This window comes from Clostridium sp. AM58-1XD (assembly GCF_003464085.1).
Taxonomy (GTDB): domain Bacteria; phylum Bacillota; class Clostridia; order Lachnospirales; family Lachnospiraceae; genus Lachnoclostridium_A.
The window spans coordinates 156,487-176,600 of record NZ_QSDR01000005.1; the positions used below are offsets into that span (position 1 = coordinate 156,487).

14 protein-coding genes, 2 pseudogenes and 1 other annotated feature are annotated in these 20,114 nt (G+C 47.2%); all 16 genes and pseudogenes read left to right on the top strand.

Annotated elements, in window-relative coordinates:
* Positions 1-140: 140 nt before the first annotated feature.
* A pseudogene (locus DXA13_RS04535) lies at positions 141-1,336 on the top strand (glycosyl hydrolase family 18 protein).
* Between the two features lie 101 nt (positions 1,337-1,437).
* On the top strand, positions 1,438-2,286 hold the full coding sequence (locus DXA13_RS04540; RefSeq protein WP_118242111.1) for an AraC family transcriptional regulator: 849 nt from the start codon (positions 1,438-1,440) through the stop codon (positions 2,284-2,286).
* 248 nt (positions 2,287-2,534) lie between these two features.
* Positions 2,535-3,923: an FAD-dependent oxidoreductase gene (locus DXA13_RS04545; RefSeq protein WP_118242112.1), complete on the top strand. Its 1,389-nt coding sequence runs from the start codon at positions 2,535-2,537 to the stop codon at positions 3,921-3,923.
* A gap of 124 nt (positions 3,924-4,047) precedes the next feature.
* Positions 4,048-5,151 carry a TAXI family TRAP transporter solute-binding subunit gene (locus tag DXA13_RS04550; RefSeq protein ID WP_118242113.1) on the top strand — a complete coding sequence of 368 codons (1,104 nt, stop codon included), beginning with the start codon at positions 4,048-4,050 and terminating at the stop codon, positions 5,149-5,151.
* 33 nt (positions 5,152-5,184) lie between these two features.
* Entirely contained in the window at positions 5,185-6,387 is a 1,203-nt protein-coding gene (locus DXA13_RS04555; protein WP_118242114.1) for a TRAP transporter fused permease subunit, read from the top strand.
* A complete protein-coding gene (locus DXA13_RS04560) occupies positions 6,387-7,211 on the top strand; it encodes a TRAP transporter large permease subunit (RefSeq protein WP_181995529.1) in 825 nt (274 codons plus the stop codon). The genes DXA13_RS04555 and DXA13_RS04560 overlap by 1 nt, the downstream gene beginning before the upstream one ends.
* Positions 7,212-7,572: 361 nt before the next feature.
* Positions 7,573-8,547 carry a CPBP family glutamic-type intramembrane protease gene (locus DXA13_RS04565; protein ID WP_118242116.1) on the top strand — a complete coding sequence of 325 codons (975 nt, stop codon included), beginning with the start codon at positions 7,573-7,575 and terminating at the stop codon, positions 8,545-8,547.
* Between the two features lie 229 nt (positions 8,548-8,776).
* The gene (locus DXA13_RS04570) at positions 8,777-10,123 is read left to right on the top strand and encodes an FAD-dependent oxidoreductase (RefSeq protein ID WP_118242117.1); all 1,347 of its coding nucleotides are present in this window, start codon (positions 8,777-8,779) and stop codon (positions 10,121-10,123) included.
* A gap of 101 nt (positions 10,124-10,224) precedes the next feature.
* A complete protein-coding gene (locus tag DXA13_RS04575) occupies positions 10,225-11,280 on the top strand; it encodes a TAXI family TRAP transporter solute-binding subunit (protein ID WP_118242118.1) in 1,056 nt (351 codons plus the stop codon).
* On the top strand, positions 11,277-12,992 hold the full coding sequence (locus DXA13_RS04580; protein ID WP_118242119.1) for a TRAP transporter permease: 1,716 nt from the start codon (positions 11,277-11,279) through the stop codon (positions 12,990-12,992). The genes DXA13_RS04575 and DXA13_RS04580 overlap by 4 nt, the downstream gene beginning before the upstream one ends.
* Positions 12,974-13,135, top strand: a complete 162-nt coding sequence (locus tag DXA13_RS20900; protein ID WP_181995530.1) for an FxsA family protein — start codon at positions 12,974-12,976, stop codon at positions 13,133-13,135. Before DXA13_RS04580 ends, DXA13_RS20900 begins: the two co-directional genes overlap by 19 nt.
* A 179-nt stretch (positions 13,136-13,314) precedes the next feature.
* A complete protein-coding gene (locus DXA13_RS04585) occupies positions 13,315-13,962 on the top strand; it encodes a GntR family transcriptional regulator (RefSeq protein WP_118242120.1) in 648 nt (215 codons plus the stop codon).
* 23 nt (positions 13,963-13,985) lie between these two features.
* On the top strand, positions 13,986-14,537 hold the full coding sequence (locus tag DXA13_RS04590) for a TetR/AcrR family transcriptional regulator C-terminal domain-containing protein (protein WP_118242121.1): 552 nt from the start codon (positions 13,986-13,988) through the stop codon (positions 14,535-14,537).
* Positions 14,538-14,754: 217 nt separating this feature from the next.
* Positions 14,755-15,903: a lactaldehyde reductase gene (gene fucO / locus DXA13_RS04595; protein ID WP_118242122.1), complete on the top strand. Its 1,149-nt coding sequence runs from the start codon at positions 14,755-14,757 to the stop codon at positions 15,901-15,903.
* A gap of 90 nt (positions 15,904-15,993) precedes the next feature.
* Positions 15,994-16,273, top strand: a binding site (T-box leader).
* A 146-nt stretch (positions 16,274-16,419) separates the two neighbouring features.
* Positions 16,420-18,830 (top strand): annotated as a pseudogene (leuS, locus tag DXA13_RS04600) (leucine--tRNA ligase).
* A gap of 99 nt (positions 18,831-18,929) precedes the next feature.
* On the top strand, positions 18,930-19,490 hold the full coding sequence (locus tag DXA13_RS04605) for a YdeI/OmpD-associated family protein (protein WP_118242142.1): 561 nt from the start codon (positions 18,930-18,932) through the stop codon (positions 19,488-19,490).
* The last annotated feature ends 624 nt before the right edge of the window (positions 19,491-20,114 follow it).

Here is a 20,114-nt window from a genome sequence, read left to right on the forward strand (position 1 = left end):
CCATAACAGAATTGATCGTGGCAGCCTTTGTTATTCTATTGATGAGCCGATACACAAAACGGCTTTAAACGTAAAAACATTTAAATTTCACGGCATTTCCGTCATATGATAAGGAGAGAAGGTCAGAAGAGAGACTTTGGATGGAAATATATGTGGTTCGTACAGGTGATAACGTGGATGAGATCGCTTCACAGTTTGGAGCAGACGTCCAGGATATCATTTTTGATAACCAGCTGGTGTATCCTTACCGCCTGGCTGTTGGTCAGGCGCTTGTTATACGGAGGGGAGCTGAGAGAGCAGGGGAGGAAATACAAAATAAAAGGAGAATCGACTCCGGCGGCTATGCGTATCCGTTCATCAGCCGTGGGTTCTGAATCAGACACTGCCCCATCTGACAGAACTGTCCATATTTTCCTATGGTTTTACACAAAGAGGAGAACTGGTACCGCCGTTTATGGATGAGAGCTGGATGATCAGCGAGGCGGACCTGTATCAGGTCCGGCCGATGCTGACCTTGACGCCGCTGGGTGAGGATGGCCATTTCAACAATATGCTCATTACAGGGCTGGTAAACAATATGGAGACGCAGGAACGTCTGATCTGGAATCTGGGATTGACGGTCACGGAAAAAGGATATGGCGGCGTCAACGTGGATTTTGAATATATTCTGCCGGAAGACAGGGATCAATTTTCCGCGTTTGTAGGGCGTCTGACCAGGGTGATGAATCAATTCGGATATCGCGTATCTGTGGCGCTGGCGCCTAAGACGTCGAGAAACCAGCAGGGACTTCTGTATGAAGGCGTAGATTATAAAGCCCTGGGAGAAGCCGCAAATGAGGTATTTGTTATGGCGTATGAATGGGGGTATACTTACGGTCCGCCTATGGCCGTGGCGCCTCTTAATATGGTGCGTCGTGTCCTGGACTATGCACTGACGGAAATACCGGGAAACAAGATCATCCTGGGCATGCCGAATTATGGCTATGACTGGCCGCTCCCCTACGAGCGGGGAACGACAAAGGCGAGAACCATGGGGAACATCGAGGCGGTTCAGCTGGCAATCGGATATGGTGTGCCGATTCGCTTTGACGAGACGGCCCAGTCGCCGTATTTTCACTACTGGCAGTATGGAATACAGCATGAAGTATGGTTTGAAGACCCGCGTTCTGTAAGGGCTAAACTAAATCTGGTAGAGGAATACGGATTGAAAGGCGCAGGATACTGGCAGCTCATGCAGCTGTTCCGGGCCAGCTGGCTTTTGATGGAGGATCAGTTTCTCATTAATAAACAGTCAGATCAGACGGGTGATGTGCGGAACCGCTCTATTGACGGTTAATGGAATTTTATGTAAAATATTGTAGAAGGGAACGAATCGGACGAAACAGAAGAGCGCGGACCAGAAGACAGGAGATACAGTAAATTCCAGGAGGAAAAGCTATGGAGCAGAGGCCGGATGAAGTACAATACGAGCATATTATTCCGAAACAGTTTTTTCAGTTTAAATTATTTCCCTTTCGGGGGAAAGACGGAAGAAATTACAGGGTACGCAAACACTGGCATCAGTGGGTAGAGATTCTGCTTGTTATGGAAGGCAGTCTGGATTTTTATATCTACTCGACGAATTACCATCTGCAGGCCAAAGATTATATGATCGTAAATCCCAACGTGATTCACTCCATTCATGCCCCACATCCGAATAAAACGATCTTTCTTCAGATTCCGCTGGAGTGCTTTGACGGATACCTGGATGACAACAGACAGATTGTATTCTGTAAAAAAGAAGGACCGGAATCCGACCGCCTGATGGAGCTTCTGGAGGAAATGTATCATGCGTACTCAGAAAGCGGGGAATTTTATACGCTCAGGGTAAAGTCTCTGTTTTACAGCATCCTGTACCTGATGATGACGGAATTTGCGGCAGAAGAAAAAGATAAGGGGCTGGTGAAACAGCGGTACCATCTGGAGCAGATGTCTGATATTATCACGTACATTGAACAGCACTATACCGACGATATCACGCTGGAGGGCGTAGCTCAGGAGTTCAATTTTTCTCCTTCCTATCTGTCCAGAATGTTCCAGAAATATGCCAGAATGAATTATAAAACGTATTTACTGGATCTGCGATCGGAAAACGGTTACCGGGAGCTTGTAGGTACGGACCATCCGATCAGTCTGATTGCTGTAAATCAGGGATTTCCCAACAGCAAGGCATTTGCAAAGGCTTTCCGGAAACGGTATGGCTGCCTGCCCAGCGAATACAGAAAATCTTTAAAACTCAACCAATAATTAAAAATGACTGCCCCCTTGTATTGGAAAGGCATAAAAATGCCTGTACGGTACAGGGGGTTTTGTGTTTTTGCACAAAAAAGACAAAAAAGTGCCATTGTTTTGCAACTAACTGACTATGAAAGCCCCTCCCCTGTTGCTAAAATGTATACATAGCTAAACGATAACTTTTACGAATGCCGGCCGGCTGTACAGGGGAAATAATACGTCTCCTGATCGATTATACATGAAAAACGAGGAGGATATATATGGAGTTTGTCATCAGAGGGGAACAGAAGATCGCTGCGCGGGAATATGACGTGGTCGTATGCGGAGGCGGCACGGGAGGCGTGATTGCTGCAGTGGCGGCTGCGCGTGGAGGCGCCAGGACGGCTGTAATCGAGAGTAAAGGATATGTCGGCGGGATTGCGGCAGAAGGCGGCTGCGGCCTGCACAGCTCCTATAATCTGTGGAAGGCTTTTCCTGGCGTGGAAAAGCGCCAGGTTGTAAGGGGAATTCCGGAAGAGTTCATACAGCGCCTCACTCAGGCGGGAGGAGCTTCCGGACATAACGAAACGATCATGAGGTTTGATTACGATTCCGATACGCTCTGTGTAGATGTAGAGATTTACAAGTATATCGCTCTCCAGATGCTGCGGGAAGAAGGAGTGGATGTCCTTTTAAATACGATGGCAGTGGATGTGGTAATGGATGGAGAAAACGTAAATTGTGTCATTACGGAGAGCCATCAGGGCTGTGAGGCGGTGAAGGCGAAGGTATTTATCGATGCAACAGGCTACGGTGATTTATGTGCGAGGGCAGGTGCCTCCTACACAGAGCCCAATGATTACATGGTAGCCAACAGCATGGGGATCGCAGGAATCAATATTGATAAATATTACAGCTTTTTAAAAGACAACGGGGCACTGATCGAGTACGGCAGAGGGCCGAGAAGCGGAAGGACCAACCAGATCATCCGGGTGGATGGAGACTGGAGCATAATCTCACCAGAGCTGGATCAGCAGGTAAAAGGTCTGGGAATGCATACGGTAACAACTACGCTTCACGATGATTATCTGATGTTCATAAAACTCAATTTCCAGATGCCGGCAAGTCCTACGAACAGAGATGCACTGGCTGAAGCTGAGTATGAGTTGAGAGACAGGCAGCAGAAAGCATTAAAGCTCCTGAAAAATACGATACCGGGTGCTTCCGACGCTTTTATCTCACGCTCCGGCCCCTGCATTGCTATCCGCCGCGCCCGCTGTATCAGCTGTGAATATGATTTGTCCAATGAAGAGATCATCAATGCAACTCATTTTGACGACGATGTGTTCTCTTACGGCTTCCACGACTGGGCTCCGATGTTCCAGATAAAAGGCGGTAAAACATACGGTTTCCCATACAGGGCGATGGTAGTAAAGGGATTGGCCAATCTGTTTGCCACAGGCATGATGGTGACTTCTGATAAAAATGCCCACATGTCAACAAGGAATACGATTTCCTGTATGGCTCAGGGTCAGGCGGCCGGTACGGCTGCGGCGCTCTGCGTACAAAAGGAAATTAAAAATATAAGAGACCTGAAATATGGAATCCTTCACGATGCGTTAAAGCAGGGAAATGTATGGTTTGACGCAGAGGTGTCTTACAGACAATAGTTAAGTGAACGAAAATCCAGATTGATTTACTGCGGCTTGACCGTCAGTTCAAGGCGGATTCCGCCTGCTTTATGGAGCGGGGGACCGAGAGAGATAAAAAGACCCGATTTAAGGAGGAAAAAAGATGAAAAAAAGCAATCGTATTTTAGCAGCTGTTTTAGCAGGAATGATGACCATGTCACTGGCTGCCTGTTCAAATGCACCGGCAGCAGCAGGAAGCTCAGACTCAGCGGCAGAAAGCTCTTCGGATTCAGGCAGCGCCCCGGCAGCCGGGGAAAAAAGCGCTGAATACTCAGAAGAGGTGCAGAATGTAAACTGGCCGAAATTTGTTACTGTAGAGGGCGCTTCATCAGGAGGAAATGCATACCTGAGCATCAGCGCAATCTGCCAGCTCCTTACCGATAAAACTCCGGCTACATTTACAGCCCAGGTTACACCGGGAGCCAGCCAGAATATGTATCTGTTTGAAGCAGGAGAGGCCCAGTTCGGATGGGGCGGCCAGCATCATATCCTGTTTGGTCAGGAAGGAATGTTCTCTTACGCAGCAGACCCAGTTTCTGATGTGGACATGAAGCTGATCTGCCAGTACAGTGTAAACCGCCAGCAGATTGCAGTGAGAAAAGGTACGAACATCACATGCATTGAAGATTTAAAGGGGAAAAAGGTCGTAGTTGGGGCCGCGGGAAGCGGTACGGAAAGTCAGATCAGAAGCATGATGACTGCTATGGGCATGTATACAGAGAAGGACGGCTATGCGTTTGAAGCAGAGTACTCGGGGATTCAGGAAGGCTGCGATTTAATCACCAACGGGCTGGCGGATGCGGCTATTATCGGAGGTACAATTCCGCTTTCCGCTTATACAGAGCTGTTCCTTACCGATAAGATCGAACTGATCGGCTTTACAGAGGAGGAACAGAAAAAATGTGTAGATGCCAATATTGGAGTCACCGCAATGACGATTCCGGCAGGCTCTTATGATGGAAAGGTAACGGAAGACCTGTTGACAGTAGGTGACCTTTGCGGACTTGTATGTACCAGTGACGCAGATGAAGATATGGTTTATGCGATTTCGAAAATTCTGGTAGAAAACTGGGACGTGCTGGGCGGATATCACGATATGTTTAATAACATTACTCCTGAGGAAGCATTTACAAACTACGATTCTACTTATGCAGTTCCTCATCCGGGCGCGCAGAGACTGATTGACGAAATGGGCTGGAAAAAATAAACGGACGGAGTTAAAAGGAAAAGAGGGGATTACATGGAGCAGCAGTTAAAATACGCAGACAGCAAAGGAAAAGAGGAAGACAAACAGCCGAACCGCAACCAGAGCATCTCTATGGCTTCTGTAGAGGAGGTTGATGAAGAAACACAAAAAAAGCTGCTGAATAAATATGACAAAGAAGCTGCGGCAGAGAAGGAAGGTTCTGACTGGAGAGATAAACTCGTAGGCGTGCTGGGAGCCGTAATGTCTCTTTATATCGTAATAACAAGCGGATTCGGGACGCCTGAGGCGACTCTTCACAGAACGATTTTCATGACGTTCTGCCTTCCGATGACCTTTATGGTATATCCCATGTTTAAAAAGAATGCCGGAAAGCTTCCGAAATGGTACGATATTGTACTGATTGCCGCTACTTTGACGGTATGCGGATATATGCTTGTCAACAATGACCGCATTCGATTAGGGTCCGGAATCGCCAACGGTCTGGAACAGGTTCTGTTTGCAGTTATGGCAGTCTGTGTACTGGAGGGGGTAAGGAGAGTAGCAGGCGCCGGAATGGCTGTTATTATCAGTACATTTTTCCTGTACGCTTACTTTGGACAGCATGCCCCGGGGGCGCTGGCCCATCCGGGCGTATCCTTCCGCCGTCTGGCTTCCTATCTGCTTATGACAAATGAAGGCTTCTTTGGAACGACAGTCGGAACCGTGGCCGGAATGGTCGGGCTGTTCATCACATTTGCCACCTTTATGGAAAAATCGGGAGTCGGAAATTTTATCAATAACTTTGCCCTTTCTATCGCCGGTTCTTCAGCAGGCGGGCCTGCAAAGGTTTCCGTAGTGACCAGCGCGCTGTTCGGTACCATCAGCGGAAACGCGGTAAGCAATGTCATTACGACGGGAGCGTTTACCATTCCTCTGATGAAAAAGACAGGCTATGAAAGTGAGTTTGCAGGGGCGGTGGAGGCGGTGGCTTCTACTGCCGGCCAACTCATGCCTCCGATTATGGGAGCCTCCGCATTTATTATGGCGGATATTACCGGTATTCCATACACCAATATCTGCATGGCGGCTGTGATCCCGGTGCTCATGTACTACATCGGCTGCTTTACCATGGTACATTTAAGAGCCAGGAAACTTGGACTGAGCGGTCTTACAAAAGAGGAGCTCCAAAGCTTGGCTATATTCTTAAAACAGAAGGCTATCTCTTTATCCCATTCGTGTTTGTTATTACGATGCTGATGATCGGCTATACGGTAAGCTATGTCGGATTCTGGGCAATTCCTCTGACAATTATAATTGCGGCTTTAAAAAAGGACACCAGAATGAGCCTGAAGGATATCATCGAATGCCTGATGAAATCAGGAAAAAGGCTTTTATCGATCGGGGCCACCTGCTGTGGAATCAGCATGATTATGGGCGTGTGCAATCTGACCGGTATCACTCAGACGCTGAGTACGGTTATACTGAACGCCGCAGGCGGCAGTTTTCTGATTACGCTCATACTGATTGCCATGATATGTATTGTACTGGGTATGGGTATGCCTACCGTCTCGGTGTACATGCTCCTTTCGACAGTCGCTGCGCCTGCTTTGATTAACGGATTCGGAATTCCCGTGCTGGCAGCGCATATGTATGTATTTTACTTTGGACTGATGGCAAATGTAACCCCTCCTGTAGCACTTCCGGCTTATGCCGCTGCCGGCCTTGCCGGTTCCAACCCGAATAAAACGGGATGGCAGGCGCTGAAACTGGCTCTTGGCGGATTTATCGTACCGTTTGTATTTATCTATTCGCCTGATATTTTGTTTATTGGAGCCGGATTCACTACGGCAATTAAAGTCGTTACTGCGTTATTCGGCATTTTGATTCTCTCTACCGCGATTGAGGGCTGGATGTATAACCGTATGTCCGCATGGCAGAGAATCGCCGCCGTAGCAGCGGGAATCTGCTTTATCTCCACAGGCCATATTACGGATGTAGCCGGAATTTTACTGGTTACTGTGATCGTGATTTACCAGAGAAAAGAAAAAATGCTGCGAAGCTCTTCGGCCCTGCTGTCATAGCAACTGCGGCAAACAGATTTACGTTTCATAACATATAAGCGGGTTCCGGCTCTCTGACGGAGGTTCAGTCATTGAGCGTGTGGAACCCGCTTTTTTCATCCAACAGGAATGGATTTTCATTCAAAACAGTTTACCCACAGTTCATCAACGCAAAATGCAGGAAAAATCAGAAGTGCCCAGGAGGACGAAATTCTGCAGGAAAGACAAGATTTTACGGTTTGACAAAATTGTGGTAATATAAGGACAGGAGATACGCCCCCTTCTGCGCCGTATTGACGGATAGAGAGATGTTCTGTAAAATAGAAGGGAGAAAATCAAAAGAGGATGGCCGATAAAACTGGCCGCCCCTGGGAGGAACGGTATGGATATGGACGACAGAACTCAGAGACGAAAAGAGGCGGGACGGATATTTTCCAGAATGGGATTATCTTATTTCCTGTTTTTATCAGCAGCCCTCGTATTTCAGATTATCATACTCATGATTGCACGGTGGACGGACAGCCGGGAGCTTTTTGTCGGTGAAAACAGAAGGATCGTTCTGTCTATGATATCCATGTATGCCGTGGGATTTCCGCTGTTCTGGCAGCTGGTAAAACGTCTTCCCACCGGATATGGAGACAGCGCCTGTGAAGAAGAACGGGAGAAAGAAAAGTGGGGATTTCTGCAGTTTTTTATCTGCTTTCTGATTTCGATCGGAGTTATGGAGGCCGGTAACCTGATCGGTAATATTCTTATGTCTTCCTTGAACAAGGGGATGCAGACGGAGCAGATGAATGATGTGTTTACCATGATTATGGAAAGCAATTTTCTGATTATTCTTTTGTTTGCGGTCGTCCTTGGACCTGTCATGGAAGAAATCATGTTCCGTAAAATACTGATCGACAGGACGATCCGTTTCGGAGAAGTGAAGGCTGTCATCGTATCAGGAGTGCTGTTCGGCCTGGTCCACGGTAATTTCTATCAGTTCTTCTATGCCTGCGGTCTTGGAATGATTTTTGCATATGTATATATCAGAACAGGTAAAATCAGGTATACCATATTCATGCATATGACGATCAACGGCATGAGTTCCATTCTGGCGGGCGGGTTGATGAAGAACATGGAATATGCCAAATTCATGGAACTGATGACGGCAGGAGATATGGCAGGCGCGATGGGGGTACTGGGCAGCCACTGGATTTCTTATATGATGCTGATCCTTTACAGTCTGGGACTGATTGTGATGGCTTTTGTGGGAATTATCCTATTGATCTGTGTCTGCCTGCAGAAGAAGGTTCACTTCCTTCCGCCGGTACAGCCGATACCGGGCCGTTTTACTTACGTACCGTATTTTTAAATATGGGAATGATTTTATTTTTTATGATTTGTACAGCAGAGTTTCTATTTTAAAGCCGGAGTGAAACTCTGCTGTACGGAAATTGAGAGCCGAAGAGGCGGTCTGAAAGTTCAGCCGCATTTTCGGCTCTTTTCTATTGACAAATAATGACAGGAGTGGTAATATATTTTCATAACTGATATATCAGATATCTAACATCAAACATCACATATCAGAAGGAGGTAAGGGAATGCCGTTAACTACACAGGGCACTTATGATGTAGCGGTATGCGGGGGCGGCGTATCAGGAACGATGGCAGCGATATCTGCTGCGAGACAGGGAGCCAGAACAGCGCTGCTGGAAAAAGGTCCGTTTCTTGGAGGCGTGTTGGCCATGGGATATTTTCCGCATTCATTTTATGCAAATACGGGGAAGAAAGCAATCGGTGGAATTGCGCAGGAGTTGATTGACCGTCTTGTCAAAAACGGAGGATCACTGGGACATTTGCGCTATGAAGGCGGTCATTTATACACAATCACGCCGGTTGACAGTGAGATGGTTAAGATCGAGCTGATGAAAATGGCAAAAGAAGCTGGCGTAGATGTTTTTTTTGAAACGATTGTAAATGACGTCATTATGGATAATAAAAAGATAAAGGGAGTTATTATTCAGAGCAAAGAGGGAACGGAAATCATCGGGGCAAAGATGGTGATCGATGCGACGGGCGACGGCGACGCGGCGTGCATGGCCGGAGCGGAATATGAAAAAGGCCGCGAGGCGGACGGCAAAATGCAGCCTGTAAGCCTGGCTATGCGCGTGTCAAATGTGGATACGCTGAAAATGGTGCATGAAGTTCCGACAGATCAGTCTGTGCTGATGGCAAAACGACCCGGATCTGAAAAAGAATACCCCGTATATTTTGTTGCAAGGCTCGGAAAATGGGATGATACGCCGGAAGCAAAGGAAATATTTACCGACAGGAACCATCAGATGTTCTGTCTGTGTACCCTGGAAAATGATATCTACCTGAATATTTCCAGGGTGATCGGCGTCGACGGGACAAGACTGAGGGAGAGCAGCGGTGCATTGATCGACACGCGTCTACAGATTGAGAAGATGTACCATTTCGTTAAGAAATACATACCCGGCTTTGAAAAGTGCAATTTAATCGGGGGCACATTCCTGGGTGTAAGAGAAAGCAGAAGATTTATCGGGGAATACACGCTGAACGAAGATGACATAAAAGAGGGAAGGAAGTTTGACGACAATATCTGTCTCGTCGGCTATCCGATGGATATGCACGATCCTGATGGAGGAAATGTGGTGTTTAAGCCGATTGGAGGAGACGGCACATACGGTATTCCGCTGCGCTGTATGCTGCTGCCCGGATATGAGAATCTGATGGTGACAGGGCGTTGCATTTCCGTTACCCATCAGGCGCTTGCATCGGCCAGAACGATGTCAGCCTGTATGTGTATGGGACAGGCGGCAGGAACGGCGGCCGCAATGGCATGCAGAAAACAGCAGGGACTCCATGAGGTATCTGTCAGGGAACTGCAGGAGGAACTATTGAAACAGGGCGCTATTCTGGATTAGGCGGCAAATACATAGGGACAGTAAACAAAGACAGAAGAAATTAAAGACAGAAGAGATGAGCAAAGGGAACGTGAGAGAAGTTGAAAGAAAGGGGAAGGGTTATGCAAAAAAACATTTTGAGGAAAGGGACATCTGTGCTTTTAGGTGTTCTGCTGGCAGCTTCATTGGCTTTGACGGCATGCGGCGGCAAACAGACGGAGACTCCGCAGAACAGTCAGGAAAAAACAGAACAGAACGGTCAGAAACAGGACGGCGGTGCAGAAAAAGCGGCATCTTTTGATTTGAAATACCGGAGCGGCGCAACTTCCGGATGTTTCTATCCCGTATCCGCATCCATGGCAGAATTTCTGCCTCAGGATATTTCGGGACTGACCAATGTAACCGTAACGCCAGGACAGGGACAGTCCAACGTACAAGCGGTTCAGGATGGTGTCTGTGACATCGCATTTGCAAAACTGCCGGGTACGATTCTGGGCGTTGAAGGAAAAGAACCGTTTCAGGGACCGTGCGATAAAGTCAGAAACCTGATGTATTTTTATGATGAGGCATTCCACCTCGTGGTTCTGTCAGATTCCGGAATCAACAGTGTAGCAGATTTGAAGGGGAAATCACTTTCCACTCAGACGGTAGGAAACCAGGCGGAACAGATGACCAGAGAAGTCTTAGCGGCATATGGGATGGAGTATTCCGACTTGAAAAAAGTGTCGAATGTAAACAGTTATGACGATTCTGTACAGCAGATGAAAGACGGAATCGTCGATGCCTTTACATTTGCAAATGCGCCGCCAGTAGCTATTCTGACCGATCTGGCTTCATCCAGGGATATTAAGATTATCTCAATCGGCGCAGATGAGATGAAAAAGGTACTTGAGATGAACAAAGGTTATGTAGAACGTGTGATTCCAGCCGGAACATATGAGTTCCAGAATGAAGACATCACTACATTCGGCGGAGCTGTTCATGTGATTGTAAATGAAAGCATGGATGAAGAACTGGCATATGAAATTGTGAAATCGACCGTTGAACATCTTTCTACAATTCAGGAAGCGCATGTGGCATTTAAGGATTTGACGGCAGAAAAAATGGGGCAGGAGCTGGCGCTTCCATTCCATCCAGGAGCGGAACGCTATTTCAGAGAAAAAGGAGTCATTAAGTGAAAGAAAAAATAATCTCATGCATAGCATTGATATTTGGTATATTTCATCTGTATACATCTTTCATGGGAAATCTGGATCCTTACAGGCTGAGGGAAGGTCATCTTCTGTTTGCAATGGTGCTGATTCTGCTGTTGAAACCGGCATCTAAGAAGCATCCGGACAGCAAGGCAGGAAAAATATGGACCTGGGCGGCGCTTATCTGTACCGTTCTGCCTCTTGGCTATATGATACTGGATTATTCCAACCTGCTGAACCGAATGCCCTATGTACAGGAACTGAAAAGCTTTCAGTATGTATTTGCGGTTATGCTGGTGATTGTCCTGCTGGAAGGTACGCGAAGGTCTCTCGGAATGGCGCTGCCGATCGTTGCGGTCATCACGATTATATATGCGGCAGTAGGCCAGTACATACCGGGCATATTCGGCCACCAGGGATTTACCAGGCTGGAAATGGCGGACCTCCTGGTTTATACGACAGAAGGAATCTTTGGAATGGCGCTTGGTACATCAGCTACGTTTGTAATCCTGTTTATTATATTCGGAGCGTTTCTGGAAAAGGCTGGCGTTGCGGAGTATTTTATGGACCTGGCCTGTGCGCTGACGGCAAAATCAAAAGGCGGTCCTGCGAAGATGTCCGTTATATCCAGCGCCCTGTTTGGAAGCGTTTCCGGAAGTGCGATTGCGAATGTTGCAACAACCGGACAGATCACGATTCCTCTAATGAAAAAGACGGGATATAAGCCGGAATTTGCCGCCGCTGTGGAAGCAGTTGCATCCACGGGAGGGCAGCTTATGCCGCCAGTTATGGGAGCGGCCGTGTTTGTCATGTGCGATTTTACAGGTATTCCCTATGTGCAGATACTAAAATGTGCCATACTGCCGGCTCTGCTTTTTTACAGTGCTGTATTTTTTATGGTCCATTTTGAAGCGGTGCGGTTAAACCTTTCCAGCATATCACTGGAAAATATGCCGGAAAAGAGGAAACTGCTGAGAGGTTCTTATCAGCTGCTGCCTTTGGCGGCAATTGTCATCATGCTGGCATTCGGATACAGTCCGACTTATGCATGCCTTCTTGCAATCGCCAGTATTGTAGTCGTATCCTGGCTGAATCCGGAAAAAAGAATGGGCCTTGGTGCGATCTGTGAGGCGATTACTTCCGGTGCAAAAGGCGCCGTAGGAGTGGCTGTTACATGCGCTACTGCCGGTATCGTAGTAGGAATCGTCAATTATTCCGGCCTCGCATTGAAATTCACGTCGATTATGCTGGCGATCGGTAAGGAAAACCTGCTTATCGTTTTAATCTTGACAGCCATCGCCACAATCATTCTTGGAATGGGGCTTCCTACAACGCCATCTTATATCGTTGTGGCTTCCCTGATGGTGCCGACAATCGTAAAACTGGATATTCCGCTGATTGCGGCGCATTTATTCGCATTCTATTTTGCAAACGTAGCCAATATCACCCCTCCCGTAGCCCTGGCTTCCTATACGGCGGCCGGTCTGGCGGAATCGGAGCCTTTAAAGACGGGAGTTTTAGGATTCCGACTGGGAATTGTCGCATATATTGTCCCGTTTATGTTCGCATATAATACAGGGCTTCTTCTGATCGGCAGCAGCGTGTTTGAACTGGTGCTGGTAGCTGCGACATCATTTATCGGCGTATATTTCCTGGCAGGCGCCAGCGCGGATGGCTTTTGGATAAGACGAGTCTGACGGAGCGAATGATGCTGGGAGCGGCGGCCGTTACACTGATTTATCCGGGCGTTTATACGGATGTCATAGGCCTTCTGCTGGGAGGAATTGTTATCGTACTGCAGAAACACAGAATCAAAGGAAAGGCGGCACAGCAGATTTAGCAGTCTTTCTCTGCGCAGTACAGATCAGACTTTCCCGGAGAATTAAGACGCGCCGGGATCACCCGCAGAAGACCGCTTTTGGTCTTCTGCGGGTATTTTGCTGGAAAAGTCTGGTATCCGGGAGGCAGATATGGTATACTAACATAGATGAAATTGGAAAGATTAAAGGTGATTTTTAAATGAATATAAATACGAAATCCATCCGGGAACAGGTGACGGACATTCTCAGGATGAGAATAATAAATGGAGAACTGAAGCCGGGAGACAGGATATCAGAACGGGATATCAGCCGTGAGCTGAGTATCAGCACGACGCCGATCAAAGAGGCGATCAGAGGTTTGGAAACGGCCGGTCTCCTGATTACTCTTCCGAGAAAAGGGACTATGGTTTCAGAATTCGCAAAGCAGAATCTGGCACAGCAGTCAACGCTGAGGTCGGCGCTGGAAGGCGTTGCAGCGAACCTTGCTGCACAGAACATGGACAAGGAAGCGTGCGAGAAGCTGAAAAGGTCTCTGGACGAGGTGGAAAAACTGATGGACAGCGATGATATCGAACAGCTGGAAGACTGCAACAGGGACTTCCATGAAGCAATCACGAAATACAGCAACAACCCTTATCTGATTCAGCTGATTGAAACGCAAAGGAGCTTTAATCAGGGATTTCGCCACGGCGGATTGAGAGAGAAAAAGGGAAGAAAGCAGTCTCTTGATGAGCACAGGGCGATTTTAGAGGCAATTGAGCGGCAGGACAGCGAGCTGGCAGAGACACTTATGAGGAACCATATCCGCCGCTCTGCTGTTTATGTACTGGAGAATATTGAAGCGTAACGCACGGCTTGATGGAGGAAGCTATGGATAACGATAAGACGAGATACCGGTTGGCGTCATCCATTAAAAATCTGATGGCAGAAATGCCGCTGGATAAAATTACGGTAAAAGACATAGTAACAGGATGTGATCTGACCAGACAGACCTTTTACCGCAACTTTAAGGACAAGTATGATCTGGTGAACTGGTATTTTGAAAAACTGGTACAGCAGTCTTTTGAGGAAATGGGAGTGAGTCTGACTCTGAGAGAGGGCCTTACAAAGAAATTCCAGTTCATTCGGGATGAAAGAGTATTTTTTGCATGTGCGTTCGGATCCAATGATTACAATTCGCTTGTTAAATATGACTATGAATATATTCTCCGGTTTTACCGGAAAATTTTGACGGAGAAGCTTAAGATGCCGCTGGAGGATGATGTGGAATTTCTTCTGCGGATGTACTGCCAGGGATCGATTCAGATGACAGTGGAATGGGTGCGTACAGGGATGAAAAATGAGCCGGAAAAAATGGCGGACCTGCTGATCGAAGCGCTCCCTGAAAAATTAAACAGCCTTTTATCTTTTCTCAGGAAGTAACAGCCTGCCGGGCAGTCAAATTGTGATATCAGTTGTGCAATGTGACAGAAAGGCGGGTTACATATGAAGGGGAATGTAACATTAGTGACACATTCGTTGATGTGTCACTTGTTTTTTGCCATTCTGATGTGTTAAAGTTTTGTCATGCAAAAAGAGGCGGGACGGAAGCGAAAAAGCGATCCCCTCATGAAAGAAAAGAAGAAAAGGAGATTTGATTATGAGCAGCAGAATTGTATTAAATGAAACATCCTATCACGGAGCAGGCGCTGTCAGTGAAATAGCGGCAGAGGTAAAAACGAGAGGTTTCAAAAAGGCATTTGTATGTTCAGATCCTGATCTGGTAAAGTTTGGCGTAACAGCAAAAGTACTCGCCGTTCTGGACGGAGCAGGCCTGCCATATGAAGTGTACTCCAATATCAAACCAAACCCGACGATTGAAAATGTACAGACGGGCGTCGCTGCATTTAAGGCATCCGGAGCAGACTACCTGATTGCAATCGGCGGAGGTTCTTCTATGGATACTGCAAAGGCAGTAGGAATTATTATTGCCAATCCGGAATTTGAAGACGTCAGAAGTCTGGAAGGTGTTGCGCCGACTAAGAATCCAAGTGTTCCGATTATCGCTGTTCCTACGACAGCAGGTACAGCAGCAGAAGTAACGATCAATTATGTTATTACAGATGTAGAAAAGAAGAGGAAATTTGTCTGTGTCGATACTCACGATATTCCGGTAATCGCAGTGATTGATCCTGATATGATGTCATCCATGCCGAAAGGCCTGACTGCATCCACTGGTATGGACGCTCTGACTCATGCGATCGAAGGTTATATTACAAAGGGCGCATGGGAAATGACGGACATGTTCCATATTAAAGCGATTGAGCTTATTGCAAAGCATTTAAGGGGAGCTGTTGAAAACACCAAAGAGGGACGTGAAGGAATGGCTCTCGGTCAGTATGTGGCAGGAATGGGATTCTCCAATGTAGGTCTGGGAATTGTTCATTCTATGGCGCACTCCCTGGGAGCCGTCTATGATACTCCCCACGGTGTGGCAAACGCAATCCTGCTTCCGACCATTATGGAATACAACGCTCCTGCTACAGGAGAAAAATACCGTGAGATCGCCCGTGCTATGGGTGTGCAGGGCGTAGATGACATGACCCAGGAGGAATACAGAAAGGCTGCTGTAGAGGCGGTTAAGAAGCTTTCTCAGGATGTAGGAATTCCGGCTGATTTAAAAGCGATTGTAAAGGAAGAGGACGTTCCGTTCCTGTCAGAATCGGCCTTCGCAGATGCATGCTGTCCAGGCAATCCAAGAGATACAAGCGCAGAAGAAATCGCAGCGCTTTATCGGTCTCTGATGTGAGATTGATTGGCTTAAAACCTGCACAGACAGGGCGAATTTGTCTTTTATGAGTTGACACCGGCGGTTATGTGTGATAAATTAGACCTCAGTACAAATACTGAGACAGGGAGTAGTAAGCCGTGGGAATCATACAGAGAGCTGCCGGGAGGTGGAAGGCAGATGAGGAAAACAGCCGAACTGGCCCTTGAGTAGCCATCTGAAAGGCAAGCGTTTTGTCTGCCCAGTACGGACAGCCGGAACGAAATGAAGCCGCAGTAGGAGAGGCCGGAACCCGCCGTTATCGGGAACGGATTGAAACATCCGAATGAGAGCATACAATTGTATGAAATAGAGTGGTACCGCGTAAGTTATAAAGCCTTGCGTCTCTATGGAAGAAATTTCTGTAGAGATGCCGGGCTTTTTATTCTTGCACAGGAAAATAATCCTGAGCTGGAACAATACTCCGCTTGGGAACGTGCTCTTTGCGGAAAAGAGAAAGACGTGTGTGTTTTGCACCGAATGAAGGAGGAAAAAATCATGGCACAGTACAATCACACAGCCATTGAGAAGAAGTGGCGTGAGAACTGGGCAAAGGACCCGATTAATGTAAACGACGGAAAGAAAGAGAAGTATTACTGTCTGGATATGTTCCCATATCCGTCAGGAAGCGGCCTTCACGTAGGACATTGGAGAGGCTACGTTATTTCCGATGTATGGAGCCGTTATCAGCTTTTAAAGGGAAAATATGTCATCCATCCAATGGGGTGGGATGCGTTTGGCCTTCCTGCTGAGAACTATGCGATTAAAATGGGTGTTCACCCGGCAATATCAACTGCGGAAAATGTAAGAAATATTAAGAGACAGATCAATGAAATCGCTTCGATTTACGACTGGGATATGGAAGTCAATACGACGGATCCGGCTTTTTACAAGTGGACCCAGTGGATATTTGTGCAGATGTTTAAAAAAGGCCTCGCATATGAGAAGGAATTCCCGATTAACTGGTGTCCTTCCTGTAAGACCGGCCTTGCAAATGAAGAAGTTGTAAACGGCTGCTGTGAGCGCTGCGGAACGACGGTTACGAAGAAAAATCTCCGCCAGTGGATGTTAAAGATCACTGCATATGCGGACCGCCTGCTGGATGATCTGGATAAACTGGACTGGCCTGAGAAGGTTAAAAAGATGCAGACCGAATGGATCGGAAAATCTTACGGTGCGGAAGTTGATTTCCCGGTTGAGGGAAGAGATGAGAAGATTACTGTTTATACCACAAGGCCGGATACTCTTCACGGTGCGACCTCATGGTTCTGGCTCCGGAGCATGCACTGGCCAAGAGCCTTTCTACAGATGAGACGAGAGAAGCAGTAGAGCAGTATATTTTCGACGCTTCCATGAAGTCTAACGTAGACCGTCTGCAGGACAAGGAAAAAACAGGCGTGTTTACAGGTACCTACGCAGTTAACCCATTAAACGGTGCAAAGGTTCCGATCTGGCTGTCCGATTATGTTCTGGCTGATTACGGTACAGGAGCGATTATGTGTGTGCCGGCCCATGACGACAGAGACTTCGAATTTGCAAAGAAATTTGACATTCCGATTATCCAGGTTATTGCCAAGGACGGCATGGAAATCGAAGATATGACAGAAGCTTATACAGAAGCCAGCGGAACTATGATCAATTCTGGTGAATGGAATGGAATGGAATCGGCAGTTCTGAAAAAAGAGGCGCCGATTATTATCGAAAAGATGGGAATCGGGCATAAAACTGTAAACTACAAGCTCCGTGACTGGGTATTTTCCCGTCAGCGTTACTGGGGCGAACCAATCCCGATCATTCACTGCCCGCACTGTGGAAATGTTCCTGTGCCGGAAGACCAGCTTCCGTTAAAGCTGCCGGAGGTAGAGAGCTACCAGCCGACAGGTACGGGAGAATCACCTTTAGCTGCGATTGACGAGTGGGTAAACACCACCTGCCCAGTCTGCGGAGCACCGGCTAAGAGAGAGACGAACACAATGCCCCAATGGGCCGGTTCTTCCTGGTATTTCCTCCGTTATGTAGACAGCAAAAATGACAAGGAACTGGTATCGAGAGAAAAGGCGGATAAATATCTTCCTGTTGACATGTATATCGGCGGAGTAGAGCATGCGGTGCTTCATCTTCTGTATTCACGTTTCTATACGAAGTTTCTCTGCGATATCGGAGCAATCGACTTTGACGAGCCGTTTAAGAAGCTGTTCAACCAGGGTATGATCACAGGAAAGAACGGCATCAAGATGAGCAAGTCGAAAGGAAATGTGGTATCTCCTGATGATCTGGTACGTGATTACGGTTGTGACTCATTAAGGCTGTACGAACTGTTCGTTGGTCCGCCTGAACTGGATGCAGAGTGGGATGACAGGGGAATCGACGGCGTGTCCCGCTTCTTAAAACGTTTCTATAACCTGGTTATGGAAAGCAGGGACAAGGATATCAAAGAGACTAAGGAAATGGTTAAGATCCGCCATAAACTGGTCTTCGACATTGAACAGAGATTTGAACAGTTCAGCTTGAATACGGTTGTATCTGGTTTCATGGAATACAACAATAAGCTGATTGATCTGGCTAAAAAAGAAGGCGGCATCGATAGGGAGACTTTAAAGACATTTGTAGTTCTTCTGGCGCCATTTGCACCTCATCTTGGCGAAGAGCTTTGGAGAGAACTGGGCGGAACAGATAGCGTATTCCACGCATCCTGGCCGGAGTGTGACAAAGAGGCAATGAAAGATGACGAGATCGAAATAGCAGTGCAGGTGAACGGAAAGACGAGGGCAGTTGTGAACCTTCCGGCCGATGTGTCCAAAGAGGATGCGATTGCCGCAGGAAAAGAGGCTGCAAAAGACAAGATCACAGGAAATGTTGTAAAAGAGATTTACGTACCTGGTAAGATCATTAATCTTGTCTGCAAGTAAAATGGCTTAGTCAGGTCAAGATGAATTCCGCCTGTTCTTTAAGAAGCTATGGGTTTGTTCGCCTTGGGCGGAGAAGACGTACGAGGGGAGGGGCACATAGTGAGTGACATAATGGAATTTGAAAACAGAAAAGAATTCAGGCAATGGCTTTCGGACCATTGCCTGTCAAATGCTGGCGTTTGGCTGCTGTTTGGAAAAGCGGGCGGGCCGAAAACAATAAAGGCAAGCGAAGCGCTTGAAGAAGCCCTCTGCTTTGGCTGGATTGACGGACAGATGCAAAGCATTGATGACAAAACTTACAAGAAATATTTTTCTTTACGCAGGGAGAATAGTAAGTGGTCGGAGAAGAACAAGGCACTGGTTAAAAGCCTTGAAGAACAAGGACTTATGACCGATTTTGGCAGGAAGAAAATAGAGGACGCCAGGAAAAACGGACAATGGGATGCCCCTAAATCCCCGACGGTGACAGAAGAACAGATAGCCTTTTTATCTGGTTTACTAAAAGTATACGAGCCCGCTTATGAAAATTTTCAGGCGATGTCTTTATCAGTAAAGAAAACCTACACGCGGGCATATTTTGACGCAAAGACAGATGCCGGGCGGGAAAAGCGAATCTCATGGATGGTGGATAGGCTCAACAGAAAACTAAAACCGATGTAATCCTATGTACGCCTTCTCATTAAAAGGCGTACTTCCTCTTTAGGCGTTCCTAATGCAGGGTGTTGCAAAAAGAAAAACAGAGCTGCCGCCGATAACAGATGCAGCGACTTGGCTATCGCCAGGAACGGAATCTTGTATCGGTGGCACAGCTGATTTGAATTTTGCAATACCCTTTTTTCGCCTCTGCAAAAACCTGTAAAATCTGCTTAGTGTGAGCTTCGCCCCCAACCTCCAGCCAAGGGCCTCTGCGCGGCCTTTACAGATGTTCCGCAGCGGAGCGGCTGCGCGCTTTTGCGGGCGCAGATAGACGGAATAAAAAACCTCCTATTTATTGTTTAGAGGATGCTCAGGAAAGTAAATTCAGACACGCCCTCGGCTCCAGCTTCTGTTCATGCGCGGACGAGAAACTGCTCCATATGAAGACGAGGGAAATGAGTTTGTCTTTTCTACTGCATCCTCTGTTTTTGTCCGATATAACTCTTTTTCTGCCGACAAGTTTTCAGGTTTAAAAATCAGACTGAAAATCGTAAGAAATCCTCCATTTACGCCATCAGGAAAAAGATGGTATAATGACCGCAGAGCGGACATTATACCTGCGCATACCGGTTTTTGGGCGCGTGCCGC